Source organism: Streptomyces sp. NPDC003034 (assembly GCF_053591375.1).
The window spans coordinates 174,196-192,685 of the sequence record NZ_JBSFTS010000007.1 but is presented as its reverse complement, the minus strand read 5'-3'; the positions used below and the strand labels follow the sequence as shown (position 1 = coordinate 192,685).

Genomic DNA, 18,490 nt, shown 5'->3' with positions numbered 1-18,490 from the left:
GATGGACTGGTTCACGGCACCGGACTACTGGCTGAGCCGACTGGTCTTCCAGCGGGCCCTCGCCGGCGTCTACCTCTGCGCCTTCCTCGCGGCCGCCCTGCAGTTCCGGGCCCTGATCGGGGCCCACGGCATGCTGCCCGTCCCGGACCACATCCGGTACGTCCCCTTCCGGCGGGCCCCCAGCCTCTTCCAACTCCACTACTCCGACCGGTTCTTCGCCACCTGCGCCTGGACCGGGGCAGCCCTGGCGGCGGCGCTGGCCGCGGGCGCCGGCGACGAGGTGCCGCTCGGCGCGGCGATGGCGATGTGGGTCCTGCTGTGGCTGCTGTACCTGTCGATCATGAATGTGGGCCAGACCTGGTACTCCTTCGGCTGGGAATCCCTCCTGCTCGAAGCGGGGTTCCTCGCCATCTTCCTCGGCAACGCGCAGACGGGGCCGCCGGTGCTGGTGCTGTGGCTGCTGCGCTGGCTGCTCTTCCGGGTGGAGTTCGGGGCGGGGCTGATCAAAATGCGGGGGGACCCCTGCTGGCGCAAGCTGACCTGCCTGTACTTCCACCACGAGACACAGCCGATGCCCGGGCCGCTCAGCTGGTTTTTCCACCATCTGCCGAAACCCGTGCACCGGGTGGAGTGCGCCGCCAACCACGTGACGCAGCTGGTGGTGCCGGTCCTGCTGTTCACCCCGCAGCCGGTGGCCTCGTACGCCGCCGGCGCCATCATCGCCACGCAGTTGTGGCTCGTGCTGTCCGGCAACTTCGCCTGGCTGAACTGGCTGACGATCACGCTCGCCCTGCCGGCGGTCGACTTCAGCGGCCTGGCGGGCGCGCCTCCGGCCGCCGCCTCCCGCCAGGCACCGGTGTGGTTCATGGTGCTGGTCTTCGCAGTGACCGCGCTGGTGCTGGTGCTGAGCCGCAAGCCGGTGCTCAACATGATCTCGCGCCGCCAGGTGATGAACCGCTCCTTCGACGCGCTTCACCTCGTCAACACCTACGGGGCCTTCGGCACGGTGGGCCGGATCCGCGACGAGGTGGTGGTCGAGGGCACCGCCGACCGGGTGCCGCGCACGGACGGCGAGTGGCGGGAGTACGGCTTCAAGGGGAAACCTGGCGATGTGAGGCGCCTTCCGCGCCAGTTCGCCCCGTACCACCTGCGGCTCGACTGGCTGATGTGGTTCGCGGCGCTCTCCCCCGCCTACGCCCGGGACTGGTTCGGGCCGTTCGTGGAACGGCTGCTGCGCGGCGACCGGGACACCCTGCGCCTGCTGCGCCACAACCCCTTCCCGGACGCCCCGCCGGTCTACGTGCGGGCCAGGCTGTACCGCTACCGCTTCACCACCTGGCGGGAGTTGCGCGAGACGGGCGCCTGGTGGCACCGCACGCTGCTGGGCGAGTTCATGCCGCCCACCCGTCTCGCGCACTCAGCGCTGTCAGAGGCCGAGTAGGGCCGCTTCCCGCTCGGCGTCGAGGCCCGGACCCGGCCGGTCCGGACGCTGCGGGGCCACCCCGCCGAGCTCCTGGAGCCAGGCCCAGGTGTCGGCCACGGTCTCCTCGACCGGGCGGCATTCCAGGCCCGCGCCCAGAGCCTTGGAGACCTCCCCGCCGTACATGAAGTCGTGCAGCTCGCCCTGCGGAAGCCACACCGGCAGCTCGGTCCAGGGCTGCACCCCCGCCTCCTCGATGCGGGCCGGGTCGGTCCAGCGCAGCTCGGCGCCCCCGCCGGTGGCCGCGACGCAGGCTTCGAGGAAAGCGCCCATCGTGGCGTGCCCGGGCGGGGAGACCAGGTTGTACGCGCCGCCGTGCCCGGCGCCGGCCGCGTCCAGCGTCCAGCGCGCGAGGTCCCGTACGTCGATGTACTGGAGCGGCAGCTCGCGTGGGCCGGGGGCGAGCACCGGGCCGCCGCGGGCCGTGCGGCTCAGCCACCAGGGCAGCCGGCCCACGTTCTCGTACGGGCCGAGGATGAGTCCGGCGCGCACCAGCAGGGCGCGGTCGCCGAAGGCGTCGAGGGCGGCGAGCTCGCCGCCCCGCTTGTCCTCGGCGTAGGCGACGGATGCGGCGTCGGGCGAGGACTCCACCAGCGGGCCGTCCTCGGCGAGCCCGGCCGGGGCGGGATAGGCGTAGACGGAGCGGCTGGAGATGTACGCGTACCGGCCGACGCGGTCGCGCAGCAGGCGGGCGCTGTCGCGCACGGCGGTCGGGGCTCCGCCCCAGGTGTCCACGACGAGATCCCACTCCCCCTCGGCCAGGGCGTCCAGCCCGCCGGGGGCCGTCCGGTCCCCGTGGAGGGCTGAGGTGCCCGGCGGGGGCGCGTGGTGGCCGCGGTGGAAGACGGTCACCTCCCAGCCCCGGGCGAGGGCGTCCTCGGTGATCGCGCGTCCGACGAATTCGGTACCACCCAGCATCAGTAGCTTCATGCGGATCAGCCTGTACCGGCGGCGACGACCGCGGTAGTCATGATCGCCGACAGCGATGACGCTCAGGGCGTAGCGGAACGGGAACTCCGGTCGGCGGAGCCCCTCTTGGCATGCCAGCGCCCCCGGCGCGGGTGGGCGCTGAGGGCACGTGGCGAGGCTGGGGCCGTGGCCGGGGCTCGGGCCGGGGCCTGACCCGGCGGCTCTAGTCGATTCCGGGCAGGATGTGCGCTTCGGCCAGATCGTCCTCGTACCCGGCGAGCCGGATGGGGGCGGACCTGGCCCAGACCTCAAGGTTTCCGAGCTCGTCCTTACGGGGGCTGGCCCGCCAGCCCGTACGCTCCAGCACGATCTTCTTCTCGGGCTTGGTCATTTCTGTCACCGCGCACTCCTTCGTGTCGCGTAACCCGGCAGGCGAACCGCGCGCCGGGCAGGGATGAAAGGGTTTCCGGACGCGGTGGCGCCATGGTGGAGCGTGGCCCGGATAGGGGCCTTCTTGATGCCCCTCAGAGTACACATATGAGCGCACCCCCGCTCGATGGTTGGGCAAAATCCACGCCGTTTGTTGGTTTTGACCGCGAGTTCAGGAAGTCGTGGACCTGTGTCCGCGGCGGACGGTCAACTCGACACCGCTGTACGGACGGCGGAGCGAGCGGCCGCGCCGAGTTCCGGGGTACCGGAGATCAAAACGTATCCAGCAGCCGGGGGAAGCGCTCCTCGCCCCGCCGAGGGGGCGCGCGACACGCCCGGACGCGGCGGGCACGCCGCCGACCTGCGCCATTAGGGTCTCCGGACCCTCCGCGCCACGCCGCCACCGACCTTCCCTCCGCCAAGGAACCGCAGGTGGGAGGCGTGGTGCCGGACCGTGGTCACTTGCTCCGTCCGGGTGACGGCGCGGGCGGCGCCGGACTGGTGCGGGGGGGGCTCCGGCCTTGGGCCGGACGGACGACGCGCGCCGGGGCCTATGCGACGGCGGGGTGCCGCCGGGGAAGGGGCGGGAAGGGGGCGGGCCGTACGAACGCAGTCGCCCCCTCCGGCGTGACCGGAGGGGGCGACTGGAGGGGGCGACCGGAGGCTGTCCGGGGCGGGGCGTGGGGCTTACCAGTTGGCGGGGGCGTAGTCCTTCAGGAAGACGCCGTAGAGGTCCTCGCCCGCTTCGCCGCGCACGATCGGGTCGTAGACTCGGGCCGCGCCGTCCACCAGGTCGAGCGGGGCGTGGAAGCCCTCCTCGGCCAGGCGCATCTTGTCGGGGTGGGGGCGCTCGTCGGTGATCCAGCCGGTGTCGACGGCGGTCATCAGGATCTGGTCCTTCTGGAACATCTCCTGCGCGCTGGTGCGCGTCAGCATGTTCAGCGCGGCCTTGGCCATGTTGGTGTGGGGGTGGCCCGCACCCTTGTAGCCACGGCTGAAGACGCCTTCCATCGCGGAGACGTTGACCACGTACCGGCGCTCGGCGGCGGCAGCGGCCATCGCCGGACGGAGCCTGCTGATCAGGATGAACGGCGCGGTGGAGTTGCACAGCTGCACTTCGAGGAGCTCGATCGGGTCCACCTCGGACACCGTCTGGATCCAGCTGTTGGTGTCGTGCAGGTCCGGGACCAGGCCGCCCGCGTCGATGGCCGTGCCGGCCGCGATCCGCTCCAGCGAGGCGGAACCGGAGACCAGCGCCAGCTCGGTGATGTCCTGGGCGCTGAGCTTCTCGCCCTTGCCGGTGGGCAGGGCCGCGACACGGTCGACGGCGCCGCTGCCGAAGGTGCCGATGACCTCGGCGGTGGGCAGTTCACCGGCGGGGAGCGGGGCGCTCTCGGCGGCGACGAGCTCGCTGTAGGCGGCCGGGGAGCGGCGTACGGTCTGCGCGGCGTTGTTGATCAGGATGTCGAGCGGGCCCTCGGCCGCCACCGAGTCGGCCAGCGCCACGACTTGGGCCGGGTCGCGCAGGTCGATGCCGACGACCTTCAGCCGGTGCAGCCACTCGGAGCTGTCGGGCATGGCCTTGAAGCGGCGGATGGCGTCCTTGGGGAAACGCGTGGTGATGGTGGTGTGCGCACCGTCGCGCAGCAGCCGCAGCGCGATGTACATGCCGATCTTGGCGCGGCCGCCGGTGAGCAGGGCGCGGCGGCCGGTCAGGTCGGTGCGGGCGTCGCGGCGCGCGTGGTTGAAGGCGGCGCAGTCCTGGCACAGCTGGTGGTAGAAGGCGTCGACCTCGACGTAGCGGGTCTTGCAGACGTAGCACGAGCGGGGACGCTGGAGAATCCCGGCGATCGGGCCCTTGGCGGCGGCGGTCAGGGCGTTGCCCTGGGTCTCGTCGTCGATGCGCTCGGCGGAGCCGGTGGCGGTCGCCTCGGTGACGGCCTTGTCGTTGGCGGTCTTGGCCGCGCGGCGCTCCTGGCGGCGGCGCTGCTTGACCGTGCGGTAGAGGCCGGCCGTGGCACGGCGTACGGTGACGGCGTCCGGGTGGTCGACGTCGAGCTTGTCGAGCTCGTCGAGCACGCTCAGGCAGAGAGCCAGCCGCTCGGGGTCGATGCCCGGCCCGTACGAGAGGTTGTCTTCGGTCACCGTCATGGCCGCTGCCGTTCCTTGATCGTTCGTCCGCATCCGCCTGCTGCGGAAGTCCTGGAAGTCCTCAAAAGGGAAACTGTACGGATCCCACGCGCCCGGAACCAAACCGATCCGGTCCGCCTCACGGATCGCGAGGCCGCCGTCACGGTGCGCTGCTGCCCCCGGCGCGCGCGGCGCATCCCGCTGCCGGGGGAAGCGGCTGGGCGAGTGGTCCCGTACTACGCCCGGAGTATGGCCCGTGACCACCTGTGGGCGGAGGAATAGCGCAGGCGGGTGAGGCAAACGGCATCGGTGCGCTGCTGCACGTGGTCGCGCTGGCTACCGACCACTGAGCCTCGTGCAGCCGCTGGGCGCGCTCACCATCGTCTTCGCCTTGCCGATGGCGGCCGTCTTCGTACGGCCGCGGGCACGACGGGGCCCCGGCGAGCGCCGCGCTGGCGGCGGCCGGTCTGATCCTGCTCACGGCCGTGCCGCCGCACGTACGGGGGTCAGATGCGCACTCCGTGGCTCCGGAGGTACTTCAGGGGGTCGATGTCGGAGCCGTAGCCGGGTCCGGTGCGCATCTCGAAGTGCAGGTGCGGGCCGGAGCTGTTGCCGGTCGAGCCGGAACGGCCTATGCGCTGGCCCCCCACGACCTGCTGTCCGGCCTTGACGCCGACCGCCGACAGGTGGGCGTACTGGGAGTGGCGCCCGTCGGTGTGCCGGATGACGACCTGGTAGCCGTACGCACCGGCCCAGCCGGCGGAGACGACCTGGCCGGGACCGACGGACTTGACGGAGGTACCGGTCGCCACGGGGAAGTCGATGCCGGTGTGGTAGCCGCTGGACCACGAGGAACCGGCGACGCGGTACGCGGTGCCGAGGGCGGCGTCGACGGGTGCGAAGAATCCGCCCGAGGCCGCCTGGTCCTTCGCTGAGGGCGGCTGGGCGGCGGGCTTCTCGGCCGGTGCCTGCACCGGCTTCCGCACCGGTTTCTCAGTCGGCTTTTCCGCGGGCTGCTGGGTCTGCTTCCCGGCCTGCTTGTCCGCGGGCTGATCCGCCGGCTTGTCCGCCGCGGGCTTCGCGGGCTTCGCGGTCCCCGGGGCGCCGCCGGGAGGTGCCTGCGGGGCGGTCCGCGGCGCCTTCTCCGGAGCCTGCGCGGGCGGCGCGGCGGTGATGCGCAGCGTGAGCCGCTGCCCGGGGAAGATCAGGTCCGGATCGCGGCCCACGATGGCGCGATTGGTCTCGTACAGCGCCTGCCAGCCGCCCTCGACGCGCTGGTCCGTGGCGATCGCCGAGAGGGAATCGCCGGGGGCGACGACGTACGGGTTCGGCAGGACCGGGGCCCCGGTCGCCGCGGGCGCCCCGGCCGTGCGGGGCTGCTGCTGCGTCTGGTGCGTCTGCTGCTGTGTCTGGTGGGGCTGCTGTGTCTGGTGGGGCTGCTTCGTCTCTTGGGGCTGCTTCGTCTGCTGCGGCTGCACCTGGGCCGCGCCCGCCTGCTTCTGGTGAGCGGCCCCGGCCGGGGCGGCCACCGGGGCCGCACCGCCGCGGCTGAGCCCGGACTGCTTCCTGCAGCTCGGCCAGGCCTGCGGGCCCTGCCCCTTCAGCACCTTCTCGGCGACCGCGATCTGCTGGTCCCTGGTCGCCAGGTCCGCGCGGGCCGCGTAAGCGGTTCCGCCGAAGGCCCGCCAGGTGCTCTGGCTGAATTGGAGGCCGCCGTAATAGCCGTTGCCGGTGTTGATGTGCCAGTTGCTGGTGGACTCGCACGCGGCGACCTTGTTCCACGTGTCCACGGACGCGGCGTGGGCGCCCGTGGCACCGAGGAGAGGCAGCGCGATCCCCGCGCCACCGGCGGTGACGGCGAGCGACGCCCGGTTGATACTGCTCGGCTGATACCGGCGGTGCCGGCCCCGTACACCCATGGGAGTGCCCCCGTTGAAGACATCAGGAACCGCACAACCTAACGTCACGCCCAGGGCGGGACAAGGGGCGCACCCGGGCGCAACGCGGCGCGTCCGGCCGGAAATTGACATTGTCTCGACCGGCGGACGACCGATGGGCGAGCGCGTCGGGGTAGCGTCGGCGGTCCCGCACACCGAAGCACGCAGGAGCGCACGCATGAGCACCAGCACAGCCCAGATCGGCGTCACCGGGCTCGCGGTGATGGGCAGCAACCTCGCCCGGAACTTCGCCCGCAACGGCTTCACCGTGGCCGTCCACAACCGCACCGCCGCGAAGACCACGGCACTGGTGGAGGAGTTCGGGCACGAGGGCGCCTTCGTGGCGGCCACCTCCGCAAAGGAGTTCGTCGACGCGCTGGAGCGCCCGCGCCGACTCGTCATCATGGTGAAGGCGGGAGAGGCGACCGATGCGGTGATCAGGGAGTTCGCCCCGCTGCTGGAGGAGGGCGACGTCATCATCGACGGCGGCAACGCCCACTTCGAGGACACCCGGCGTCGCGAGAAGGAACTGCGCGAGCAGGGCATCCACTTCGTTGGCGTCGGCATCTCCGGTGGCGAGGAGGGCGCACTGCTCGGCCCGAGCATCATGCCCGGCGGCTCGGAGGAGTCGTACGCGTCCCTCGGCCCGCTGCTGGAGAAGATCTCCGCGAAGGCCGCCGACGGCACGCCGTGCACCTCGCACGTGGGCCCTGACGGCGCCGGGCACTTCGTCAAGATGGTGCACAACGGCATCGAGTACGCCGATATGCAGCTCATCGCCGAGGCCTATCACCTGCTGCGCGAGGTGGCCGGCTACTCCCCCGCGAAGATCGCGGAGACCTTCCGGGCCTGGAACCGGGGGCGCCTGGACTCGTACCTGATCGAGATCACCGCGGAGGTGCTCGCGCACACGGACGCCGCGACCGGCCGCCCGTACGTCGACGTCGTCGCCGACGCCGCGGAGCAGAAGGGCACCGGCCGCTGGACCGTCCAGATCGCGCTGGACCTCGGGGTGCCGGTGTCGGGGATCGCGGAGGCCGTCTTCGCCCGCGCGGTCTCGGGCCACGGCGAGCTGCGCGCGGCCGCCCGCGGGCTTGCGGGGCCGTCGGCCGCGGCACTCTCGCCGCAGGAGGCGGACGCCTTCGCGGCCCAGGTGGAGGAGGCGCTGTACGCCTCGAAGATCGTCTCGTACACGCAGGGCTTCCACCAGATCCAGGCCGGCAGCGAGGAGTACGGCTGGGGTGTGGACCTGGGCGCGGTGGCCTCGCTGTGGCGCGGCGGCTGCATCATCCGGGCGGCGTTCCTGGACCGGATCCGCGCCGCCTACGACGCGCAGCCCGGCTTGCCGAGCCTGCTGGCCGACGCGCGCTTCGCCGAGGAGATCGGGGCCGCTCAGGACGGCTGGCGGGCCGTACTGGTGGCGGCCGTCCGCCAGGGCATCCCGGTGCCCGCCTTCGCGGCCTCGCTGGCGTACTACGACGCACTGCGGGCGGAGCGGCTGCCCGCGGCTCTGACCCAGGGCCAGCGCGACTTCTTCGGCGCGCACACCTACCGGCGCACCGACCGCGAGGGCTCCTTCCACACCCTCTGGAGCGGCGACCGCTCCGAGGTCCCCGCGAACTGACGCCCGACTCCGCTGGCCCACCGCTGACCTGCCGGGCGGCTCGGCCCAGCAGGTGGCGTGGCGGCGTCAGCGGCTCAGGTCAGGGGTCCGGGCTGCGGAATCGGCGCGGGCCCGGGCGGCGGGGGCACCGGGTCGGGCTCGGGGACCGGCCCGGGCACGGGCGGGGGCACCGGCCGCGGAATGGGCTCGGGATCCGGAAACGGCCCGGGACCGGGCGGCGGAGGCACCGGGTCGGGCTCGGGGACCGGGGGCTGCGTCTGCTCCGACTTGCGTACAACGTTTCGCACCATACGCGTCGCCTTCCCGCCATGCGGGCCGGTACACACCCGCCGCGTACCGGCCCGCACGCCCCTCGGCGCACGGCGGCCCGGGGCCCCGGCTCGCCCTCAGCGGGCCACGGCGTGGGGGCTGCGCTCCTGGTCGGTTCCCGGCACCGGGGCGGACGGATCCGCCCCCAGTTCGACGATCCGGTTAGCCGCGTCGACATGCACGACTCGGGGCTTGAACCCCCGGGCCTCGGCGTCCTCGATCTGCGCGTAGCTGATGAGGATCACCAGATCGCCGGGGTGCACGAGGTGCGCGGCGGCCCCGTTGATCCCGATCACCCCGGACCCGCGCTCACCCTCGATGACGTACGTCTCCAGGCGGGCACCGTTGGTGATGTCCACGATGTGAACGAGTTCCCCGGGCAGCAGATCCGCCGCGTCGAGCAGATCGGCGTCAACGGTCACGGAGCCGACGTAGTGCAGGTCAGCCTGGGTCACCGTGGCCCGATGGATCTTGGACTTGAACATGGTACGCATCATCGAGGTACTCCTGGACATAGGCTCCCTGCCTGCGTTTTTGCAGGTCAAGGGCGGTTTCCCTACCTTACAACGAGTCGCATGCCCGGTCAGCGTTCCCCAGGTTCTCGGGAAACTCATGCTGACCACTCGCCGACTTCTCTGACACATCGTCAGATCGGATCGGGAGGGCTGGGCCGCCCCATCCACTCCCCTACCGCGACGACGTCGCCAGCCTACGCAACGCACCGCGAAGGCTCGCCGTGATGGCTGTCACGGCGGCGTCTCGTGGTGAGACGGATCGCCGGTAGCCAAGCCGTGCTTTCTCAAGCCGCCGACCGGGACGTGAGCGCCGGAAATCCCGCGCATCGGGACGTGGCGCAGCTTGGTAGCGCACTTGGCTGGGGGGTCAAGGGGGCGCAGGTTCAAATCATGTGGTCCCGACGGTGAGAAGCAGTTCAGAGGGGCCTTCGGGGCCCTTCTGAACATTTCCGGGGGCACGGCCTCCCTCTTCGCCGAATGCTGAGGTCAAGGCCAGTCGCGCAGGTCGATCGGCGCAGCGGTCACCTGGCTCGCGACCTCGGGACCGGCGGCGTAGAAGGGGCGGGCGGCGTCGACAGCGGCGAGCAAGTCGATCCGCTGCTGGTCGTCGTGGAACCGGCCGTGCTTCTGCACGAAGTCCGCCAGCAGGTCGAGCCACCGGCGGCAGAAGGCCAGGTCTGGCTGGCGGCGTACGCCGGCTGCGTCCACGTCCAGCCACGTGGCACCGGTGTGCGACCACGCCCGCTCGGCCAGCACGTCGGGGTGCGCTCCGCCCGTACAGCGCGCCGCCACCCAGGTCGGCTCCCGCACCTCCAGGTCGAGCGACACCGCGAGCGGCCCGTCGCCTTCGGCGCAGCCGAGCACACGCCCGCCTGCCGCGACCACTTCAAGCAGGCGTGCCTGGGGTCCGTACGCGGCTGCCGACAGGTGAACGCTCCGCCCGGCCGCGCCGTCGATCCGGCTGCCCTCGTCCTGTCCGTCCACCCGCAGCCGGACCCAAGGACCGTTCGTGACGACGACGGGACCGCTGCGCAGAGCGCGGCTGAACGCCTCCGGGTCGTGGTCGCCCCCGGTCCATGCGTAGACCCGCCCGGAGCCCGGCGGGCCGGAGAAGGCACCGGCCCGGCTGAAGGACAGGAAGGCGTCGGTCCCGGCCGTCGGCGCGAGCCGCAGCCCGCAGCCCAGTAGGCGGTACCAGAGCTCGGCCGGGCCGGATGGGTCGACCGAGAACAGCAGGTCGATGCTGTCGACCAGGCCAAGCGCGGCGTCCACCACCAGCTCCCGCGCCTCCACCGACCGGATCACCCAGTCGAAGAGGTGATCCGGCGCCGACTCGGCATCCGGGGGGAACGGGCGGACCACGGGGTGGCAGTAGCCGATGGCCGCGCCTCCCGCCCGCAGCTCGGCCGCCGTCTCCGCGTTCGCGGGCCAGTCCCAGGGGTGCGAGCTGCCCTCGTGCCCCGTCGCCCAGCGAGCGGGTGAGGTGTGCCCGCCCGTGGCGTGGAAGTGGCCCAGCAGGTCGTTGCGGAACTCGACCCCGAAGGCTGTCGTGCCGTGCTCGTGCCGCAGCGGACGGCCCAGCCGGCTCTCCACGAGCGCCTGGTCGTAGATCTCGTCGCCGTGCCAGTTGCCGGCGACCAGTCCCATCAGGTCCAGCCCCTCGCCCTGCTGCATGAGGACCGCGTCATGCAGCGAGACCACCTGGTCACCCGAGTAGTTCGCGTGCACGTGCAGGTCCGCGCCGGTCCAGCCGCCGCCGTCGCCGTCCCACCAGCGCTCCGGCTCCAGGTGCAGCCGTGTCGTGCCGCCGGCGTGCAGCTCGGCCCGCTCCGAGACCGAGGTGTACTGCGCACCCCGCGCCGCCGTAATCCGCACCACGCCGGCCGGCACCTCGAGCGTCGCTTCCTGCGCGTGGAAGAACGGCCGGTCGTGGACGTCGTACTTCAGCCGGCCTCCGGTGGGCGCCCACGGCTGCCCCGCCGCGTCGACGACGCTCCATCGGACGGGCGTGGTGGCCGAGAGCTCCAGCACGGCCGGAGGCACGCGGCGCACGGCGGGCGACAGGTCGACCGTCACCGTACCGGCGCGCAGCGACGCGAGCCCCGGCTCCAGCTCCATCCGGCCGACCGCACCGGCTGCCACCGTCCACGCACCGGCCGCGCCCCTGACATCGACCGCATGGGGCGTGTCGTTCACGACGACCACCAGCACACCTCCGGGGCACCAGGTCGCGGGGCCGCGGGAGCCGTCAAGCACGTGCAGCGGTTCGCCGTACCGCACGGTCCCGGTCAGGACGTCGACGGCGACGGCACCGGGAGGCAGCGGCGCGTCCGCGGTCACCAGCAGCCGGAGAGCGGCGGCGCGGTCGACGCGCCGGTCCTCCCCCATGGCGGCGAGGACCGGGCCGAGCGCCGGCACACCCCAGCGGCGGGCCAGATCAAGGACGTCCAGCATGACGTCGGGCGCCTCGGCCCCCCAGTCCAGCGGAGATGCGGCCAGCAGCGCGCGGTAGCGCGCCAGCGCCTCGCCGGCCGCGGGGGGCAGCTCGTCGTCGCAGCACATGGCGGTCCCTCTCTGCCGAGCGTGACCGGTGAGATCACGGCAACTCGATGATGTCCCCGCGAGGACCGGCCTGTTGAGCGGCCTCTGCGTCGGCGGATGGCGGCCCGCGTACGAGGCGGAGGGCTTCCCGCGTCCCAGCCCTCCGGCCCCTGCACCTCCAGCACCGGCTCGGGCAACCGCGAAGGCGCGGGGAGCGACTCCGGGCAACAGCCGGACGGAGCGGCCAACCAACCCTTCGACCAGAGCCGTTGGTCAGCAAATTCTGCGGGTGCCCGGCTCCAGGAGCGATTCGTCCCACGGGACGTACGAAAGCCGATCCGGGTTCCAGTAGTGCATCAAGTCCGCGTTCTCGCTTGACCACCCCTGGTAGATCTCGTCCCAGGAACGCTCCGCATGGTTCGTCAGGGAGCGGGCTTCGATCACGTCGTCGGCGCGCTGGTAGCGGACGTCCATGGAGATGCGGACCTCGTCGCGGACCACTGCGGGCAACGACTGATGGACCGTGAGGCTGGGAAATGTCACCACGTCGCCCACGGCGAAATCGCCGCCGACCCAGTTGGTCTCATGCGCGCACAGCTGCGCACCCCAGTTGGTCCAGTAGCCGTCACCGTCCCCGGTTCCCACCGGCAGGCGGCCCTGCCGGTGGGAATCACGCAGGATGACGAGCGGACCGCTCGCAAGACCGCAGTCCCCGACGGGAAACCAGCAGGTCCACGTTTCGGTACTGCCCTGAACGAGCGGGAAGTCCTGATGGGGTGGCGTCGCGCCCGTCGACGGGTGCGCCGTCATGGCGCGCATGATGTGACGCGGATGGACGAACACGTCGTCGGTGCCGAAGAGCTTGCGATAGAGGTCCAGGAGCGCCGGCTGGTGCGGCAGCCGATGCAGCTCGGGCAGCCTCTGCATGGCGGCATAGAGCTCCGCGGTGACGCCGATATCGACCCGCATCTGGTCGGCGGGCAGCTGGTCAAGCCGGGCGAGATCCAGTTTCCCGTCGCGCGGATCGGCATCCGGTGCCCGTAGACCATGCTCCGACAGTATGTCGAGGACTTTGGAGCGTAACTGCAGAATCGGCTCCGGATCGAGCAGTCCACGGAAGAACAGATACCCGTCGCGCTCGGCTCGGGCTCGCAACTCGTGGGGGTAGTCGCGAAGTTCGGTGGATTCCTCGAATGGCGTCAGATCAGCGGCTTGGACCTTCACCAGAACCGAAGGCATGGTTTCACTCATGGCGCCCAGGCTAGGAACTCGCCTTCTCGCCGCGCCATGTGGAAAACGCTCCGTTCATGGACGATCTGATCAGCGCTCTCGACTCTGGGCCGCGCCACAGCTCACCGGCCGCCCCGAGCGTGACGCGCCGGTCGGTAGGCCGCAGCTCCGAAGGTCACAGGCGTCCTCAGCCTCGCTTCACCGCAACACCTGCCGGCTCCGACCGAGGAGGCTCCGGTCGCGACAACTCCGTTGCCGTGACGGCTTTCTGGACACGCCTCCGCTTGAGGACTTCGGGGCCCGCCGGGGTTGACGCGTCGCAGCGGGCCCTCCTAGCGTGCCTGAAACGATTCATCATCCGTGCTGTCGGCGATGTCGTCCGAGAGGGGCACTCCCGTGGGGGTTCTGCACGTCGTCAAGCCCACCGTCGAGTATGCCAAATGCCCTCTCGGGCTCGATACGGAACGGCCGCGGCTGAGCTGGCAGCTGCTCTCCGACCGACCGGATCAGGCGCAGGGCGCCTACCAGATACACGTCGCGACCAGCGCCGACAAGGTCAACGCCCCTGACATCTGGGACAGTTCTCGGGTGCGATCCGACCAGTCGGTGCTGGTTCCCTACGCCGGTCCCGCGCTTGTCCCCCGCACCCGATACCACTGGTCGGTGCGGGTCTGGGACACGGACGGCGTGGCAAGCGAATGGAGCGAGCCCTCCTGGTGGGAGACCGGACTCATGGACGGCTCGGACTGGACCGGCCGCTGGATCGGCGCCCCAGCGGCCCTCGTGAACGCGGCAGCAGCGGCCCCGCTGCCGGGGGTGCCGCCCCTGGGAGGGGCCCAGTGGCTACGCCTGGCGGACGGCAGCGCGCGGGGCCTGGCACAGACCGGGGCCTCAGCCGCGATCCGCTGGTTCCGCGTCGTCGTCGAGGTGCCGGCAGGTGTCCGCCGGGCCTGTCTGGTGCTGGCCGCCGACGGCGGCCTGACCGCCTACGTCGGCGGCACCCAGGTCCTGCACACGGTCGCCGATCCCACCGCGGAGAACTGGCGCCGTCCAGCCGTGGCCGAGGTCACCGCCCAGCTGCGGCCGGGACGCACCGCCGTAGCAGTCCGCGTCGACACGAGCAGCACCGGATCCGGGGAGGCGGGCCTCCTCGGAGTGCTGCAGTTCACCACCGCCGACGCAGTACGCCACGTGCGGACATGCCGTACGTGGAAGACCATCGGTAGCGAACCTGCGGGTGACTGGTCAGGCCCCGACTTCGACGACAGCGCCTGGGCGGCCGCCGACGAGTGGGCCCCCTGGGGCAAGGCCCCGCGAGGGGCGGTGGCCCCCGCCGCATCCCCCGCCTTCCAGCTGCGACGCGAGTTCCGCCTCCCCGCGAAACAGATCGCCCGCGCGCGTCTGTATGCCACCGCCCTCGGCCTGTACGAGGCGCACCTCAACGGCCGCCGCGTCGGCGCCGACGAGCTGGCCCCGGGCTGGACCGACTACCGCAAGCGGGTGCAGTACCAGACCTACGACGTCGCCGACTTGCTGCGCGGGGGCGCGGCCAACACGCTCGGCTTCCACCTGGCGGACGGCTGGTACGCGGGGACCATCGCCTCCTTCGGCCGGCGCCACTACGGCGAACGCCCTTCGTTGCTCGCGCAGTTGGATGTGACGTATACCGACGGCTCAACCGAGCGGATCGTGTCGGACCAGGCGTGGCGGGCGGCGGCGGGCCCGCTGGTCTCCGCCGACCTGATCGGGGGCGAGGACTACGACGCCCGGCGGGAGACGGACGGCTGGACACAGCCCGGCTTCGACGACTCCGGATGGCAGCCGGTGGAATCTGCGGCGGTCACCACACCACCCGCGATCGTGGCCCAGGCCGATGCCCCGGTCCGGGTGGCGGGCGAGCTCCCCGCCCGGCAGGTCACCGAAGTCGCCCCAGGGGTCTTCGTCTTCGATCTGGGCCAGAACATGGTCGGTTCGGTGCGGTTGAAGGTCTCCGGCGCGGCGGGCACGGTGGTGCGGCTGCGCCACGCGGAGGCACTCAACCCGGACGGCACGCTCCACACCGCCAACCTGCGGTCGGCCCGGGCCACCGACACCTACACCCTCAAAGGCGGCTCGGTGGAGGTCTACCAGCCGCGCTTCACGTTCCACGGCTTCCGCTACGTAGAGGTGACCGGCTACCCCGGGGTGCCGCCCCTGGACGCGGTGACCGGCCGGGTCATGCACACTTCGGCCCCGTTCACCATGGACTTCGAGACCGACGTACCGATGCTCAACCAGCTGCACTCCAACATCACCTGGGGACAGCGCGGAAACTTCCTGTCCGTCCCCACCGACACCCCGGCCCGCGACGAGCGGCTCGGCTGGTCCGGGGACATCGGCGTCTTCGCCCCCACCGCGGCCTACGTCATGGGGTCGGCGCGCTTCCTCACCAAGTGGCTGCGGGACCTGTACGACGCCCAGCGGGCGGACGGCGCGTTCCCCGATGTGGCGCCGCAGATCGGCATGTCGGGCGCGGGCACGGCGGGCTGGGGCGATGCCGGCGTCTCCGTGCCGTGGGCGCTGTACCAGGCGTACGGGGACACCCGGGTCCTCAAGGAGGCATGGGAGCCGGCCAAGCGCTGGCTGGACTACCTGCACCAGCACAGCGACGGCTACCTGCGTCCCGCCACGGGCTACGGTGACTGGCTCAACCTTCGCGACGAGACGCCCAAGGACGTCCTCGCCACCGCCTTCTTCGCCCACAGCGCCCACCTCGTTGCCCGCATGGCGCGGGCTCTCGGTGACGACCCAGTCCCCTACGAGAAGCTCTCCGCCGCCGTCCGCGGCGCCTTTTGCGCGGCCTATGTCTCACAGGACGGCGCCCGTATCACGGGCGACACCCAGACCGCGTACGTACTCGCCCTGTCCATGGATCTGTTGCCGGAGCCGGACCGTGGCCGGGCCGCGGACCGCCTGGTGGAGCTGATCGAGGCGCGGGACGGGCACCTGTCGACGGGCTTCCTCGGCACGCCGCGGTTGCTCGGGGCCCTCACTGCCGCGGGGCGCACGGAGGTGGCGTACCGGGTGCTGCTCCAGGAGTCGTTCCCCGGCTGGGGCTACCAGATCGCCCGCGGCGCCACCACCATGTGGGAGCACTGGGACTCCGTAAGGGAGGACGGCGGCTTCCAGGACGCGGGGATGAACTCCTTCAACCACTACGCCTACGGCGCGGTCGGCGCGTGGATGTACGCCACCATCGCCGGCATCGCGCCCACCGCGCCCGGCTTCCGGCGCCTGGTCGTCCGCCCCCGCCCCGGCGGTGCGGTGACGGCGGCGCGCGCCCGCTTCGACGCGCTCTACGGCCCGGTCACCACCCGCTGGGAGTCGGGCGGCGGCGGCTTCACTCTCCGTCTCGGCCTGCCGGTGGGCACCGCCGCCGAGGTGTGGGTCCCCGCCCGTGTCGCCGCGGATGTCAGTGCCGGCGACACCGAGTTCCTGCGGATGGACGACGGCTGCGCGGTCTTCGCCGCCGGGTCGGGCCGTCACCTGTTCAGTACCGGACAACTCGCTCGGTGAGCGTCGCGACGGCCCCGGCACCGTAGCGCGCGTCTCATCCCGTCATCCCGCGTCATCTCCCGCCGCGCGGTAGGCGGTCGGGCTGAGTCCGTAGTGCGTCCGGAACCGGCGGGAGAAGTAGTTCGGGTCGGGCCAGCCGACCGCGGCACCGACGCGCGCCACGGGCCGTGTGGTGCCCCGCAGCAGCGCCGCCGCGCTCTCCGCCCGCGCGCGGGCGAGGTAGGCCATAGGCGGGAGCCCGATGTGGCTGGTGAACATCCGGGTGAGATGGCCCGTGCTGACCGCCAGTTCGGCGGCGAGCCGGGCCGGGGTCCAGGCCCGTGCGAGATCGGACTCCAGCAGCCGTACGGCGCCGAGTACGAGCGGGTGGGCCGAGGGTGCGTCCGCCCGGGCGGTCGCGGCGGGTGCCTGTGGTGCCGCCGCGGCGAGAGCGTCGAGGAAGACCGCGAGGCGGCCGAGGACACCGATTCTGTGGACCGGGCCGTCGTGCCCGGCCGCCGCGGCCAGTTCGCCGAGGAGCGACAGGCACCGCGTGTGGTGTTCCGCATCGAGCCGGAAGCCGAAGACCCCGGCGTTGCCCGGCGCGCTCGGCCCGCCCCACAGCAGGTGGTTGACGGCAGGTTCGGTGCGGATCCAGGCGAGGTCGGCGCGGAGCAGCTCGGCCGCGAAGCAGCAGTTGACCACAGTGAGACCGGTACAGTCCACGTAGCTGTGCCAAGGCCCCGGCCGGAGCACGATGACGTCCCCTGCGGCGAGCGGCCGGCCCCCGGCCGCGGTCAGATGCCGCCCCCGCCCGGAGACGACGAGGGCGATCTCCAAGAAGTCGTGGCTGTGTCCGGGCACGCTGCCGGTCAGCCGGTGCCGGCCAGTGTGCACCGGAACCCGGGCGGGGAACAGGCCCGTGCCATGCAACAGGCCGTCGAACAGGGTGACTTGGTACGGCACATCAGTATCGTGCTACCTCGTGCGAGTCGTTGGCTAGCCCCGCTTCCACCGGGGCGACCAGCATGAGGGGTATCGCTGAGACCCTGCTGGGGCCGATGAGGTTGAGGAGCACGATGGAGCTTTCCGAAGAGGGCGTGGCGCACTACCGGCGGCACGGTTTCGTGCGCGTGCCCGGAGTCCTCTCGGCGGCCGAGGCCGCCGGCTACGCCCGCGCCGCCGCCGAACTGCCCGGTGCATCGTCGACCGGCCCGGAGATGCGGGCCTTCAGGCAGTACGTCAACGTCTGGCGCACAAGCGCGGCGTTGCGCGCGCTCACCCTGCACCCGAAGCTCTCGGCGCTGGCGCATCAGCTGGCCGGTGTGCCCCTGCGTCTGTGGCACGACCAGGTGCTCGTCAAGCCGCCGCACCACGAGACCGCGACCGAGTTCCACCAGGACCACCCGTACTGGCCGCACCGGACCTGCCGGCACGCGCTGTCCGCCTGGGTCGCGCTGGTCGACGTACCGGCCGAGCGCGGCTGCATGACCTTCCTGCCCGGCTCCCACACCCACACGGGGCTGCGGCCCCAGGACCTGCACAAGGAGGGCGACTTGTTCGAGATCGACCCCGAACTGCGGTGGAGCGAGCGGGTCACCGTCCCGCTGCGCGCGGGGGACATCACCTTCCACAACAGCTACACCGGGCACATGGCCCTGCCCAACCGAACGGACGCGGCACGGCTCGCGCACGTCGTGATCTATATGGACGCGGACACGGTCTACGACGGCCGTCCGCACCCGGTCACGGACGGCGTCGGCCTCCTGCCCGGCGACCGCCTCGACGGCGACCTGTTCCCTCCGCTGACATCGGCCGCTGCGGGGTCCCCGTCCGAATGACCGTGAAGCGC

Annotated in this window: 12 protein-coding genes and 1 tRNA gene; 5 read left to right on the top strand and 8 right to left on the bottom strand. The window is 72.0% G+C overall.

Translation table 11 applies throughout. The features are described 5' to 3' along the window. Position 1: 1 nt before the first annotated feature. Positions 2–1,441 carry a lipase maturation factor family protein gene (locus tag ACWDX7_RS11280; protein ID WP_451490208.1) on the top strand — a complete coding sequence of 480 codons (1,440 nt, stop codon included), beginning with the start codon at positions 2–4 and terminating at the stop codon, positions 1,439–1,441. Here the strand turns inward: ACWDX7_RS11280 and ACWDX7_RS11275 are convergent. From ACWDX7_RS11275 to ACWDX7_RS11260, 4 genes are all read right to left on the bottom strand, one after another. Next, positions 1,427–2,410: an NAD-dependent epimerase/dehydratase family protein gene (locus ACWDX7_RS11275; protein WP_451490207.1), complete on the bottom strand. Its 984-nt coding sequence runs from the start codon at positions 2,408–2,410 to the stop codon at positions 1,427–1,429. The two genes, ACWDX7_RS11280 and ACWDX7_RS11275, sit on opposite strands and share 15 nt — an antisense overlap. Positions 2,411–2,612: 202 nt before the next feature. Then, positions 2,613–2,789: a hypothetical protein gene (locus tag ACWDX7_RS11270; protein WP_451490230.1), complete on the bottom strand. Its 177-nt coding sequence runs from the start codon at positions 2,787–2,789 to the stop codon at positions 2,613–2,615. A 716-nt stretch (positions 2,790–3,505) separates the two neighbouring features. After that, a complete protein-coding gene (locus ACWDX7_RS11265) occupies positions 3,506–4,969 on the bottom strand; it encodes an SDR family NAD(P)-dependent oxidoreductase (RefSeq protein ID WP_451490206.1) in 1,464 nt (487 codons plus the stop codon). 485 nt (positions 4,970–5,454) lie between these two features. Beyond that, positions 5,455–6,867, bottom strand: a complete 1,413-nt coding sequence (locus tag ACWDX7_RS11260; protein ID WP_451490205.1) for a transglycosylase family protein — start codon at positions 6,865–6,867, stop codon at positions 5,455–5,457. A 196-nt stretch (positions 6,868–7,063) separates the two neighbouring features. Here ACWDX7_RS11260 and gndA point away from each other — a divergent pair, with 196 nt between their 5' ends. Further along, positions 7,064–8,509, top strand: a complete 1,446-nt coding sequence (gene gndA / locus ACWDX7_RS11255; protein ID WP_451490204.1) for an NADP-dependent phosphogluconate dehydrogenase — start codon at positions 7,064–7,066, stop codon at positions 8,507–8,509. 386 nt (positions 8,510–8,895) lie between these two features. On the opposite strand, the gene panD is transcribed toward gndA, so the two are convergent. After that, complete coding sequence (gene panD, locus ACWDX7_RS11250; RefSeq protein ID WP_451490203.1) at positions 8,896–9,315, bottom strand: aspartate 1-decarboxylase; 420 nt, start codon at positions 9,313–9,315, stop codon at positions 8,896–8,898. A 345-nt stretch (positions 9,316–9,660) separates the two neighbouring features. Here panD and ACWDX7_RS11245 point away from each other — a divergent pair. Then, positions 9,661–9,735 (top strand) — tRNA-Pro (locus ACWDX7_RS11245). Positions 9,736–9,819: 84 nt separating this feature from the next. On the opposite strand, the gene ACWDX7_RS11240 is transcribed toward ACWDX7_RS11245, so the two are convergent. Together ACWDX7_RS11240 and ACWDX7_RS11235 are read right to left on the bottom strand one after the other, a co-directional pair. Next, complete coding sequence (locus tag ACWDX7_RS11240) at positions 9,820–11,895, bottom strand: CehA/McbA family metallohydrolase (protein WP_451490202.1); 2,076 nt, start codon at positions 11,893–11,895, stop codon at positions 9,820–9,822. Positions 11,896–12,147: 252 nt separating this feature from the next. Further along, positions 12,148–13,125, bottom strand: a complete 978-nt coding sequence (locus ACWDX7_RS11235; RefSeq protein WP_451490201.1) for a phytanoyl-CoA dioxygenase family protein — start codon at positions 13,123–13,125, stop codon at positions 12,148–12,150. A gap of 351 nt (positions 13,126–13,476) precedes the next feature. Here ACWDX7_RS11235 and ACWDX7_RS11230 point away from each other — a divergent pair, with 351 nt between their 5' ends. Next, complete coding sequence (locus ACWDX7_RS11230) at positions 13,477–16,659, top strand: family 78 glycoside hydrolase catalytic domain (protein ID WP_451490200.1); 3,183 nt, start codon at positions 13,477–13,479, stop codon at positions 16,657–16,659. 42 nt (positions 16,660–16,701) lie between these two features. Here ACWDX7_RS11230 and ACWDX7_RS11225 read toward each other — a convergent pair whose 3' ends face one another. Further along, entirely contained in the window at positions 16,702–17,604 is a 903-nt protein-coding gene (locus ACWDX7_RS11225) for an AraC family transcriptional regulator (RefSeq protein ID WP_451490199.1), read from the bottom strand. 113 nt (positions 17,605–17,717) lie between these two features. Here ACWDX7_RS11225 and ACWDX7_RS11220 point away from each other — a divergent pair, with 113 nt between their 5' ends. Further along, a complete protein-coding gene (locus ACWDX7_RS11220) occupies positions 17,718–18,479 on the top strand; it encodes a phytanoyl-CoA dioxygenase family protein (protein WP_451490198.1) in 762 nt (253 codons plus the stop codon). The last annotated feature ends 11 nt before the right edge of the window (positions 18,480–18,490 follow it).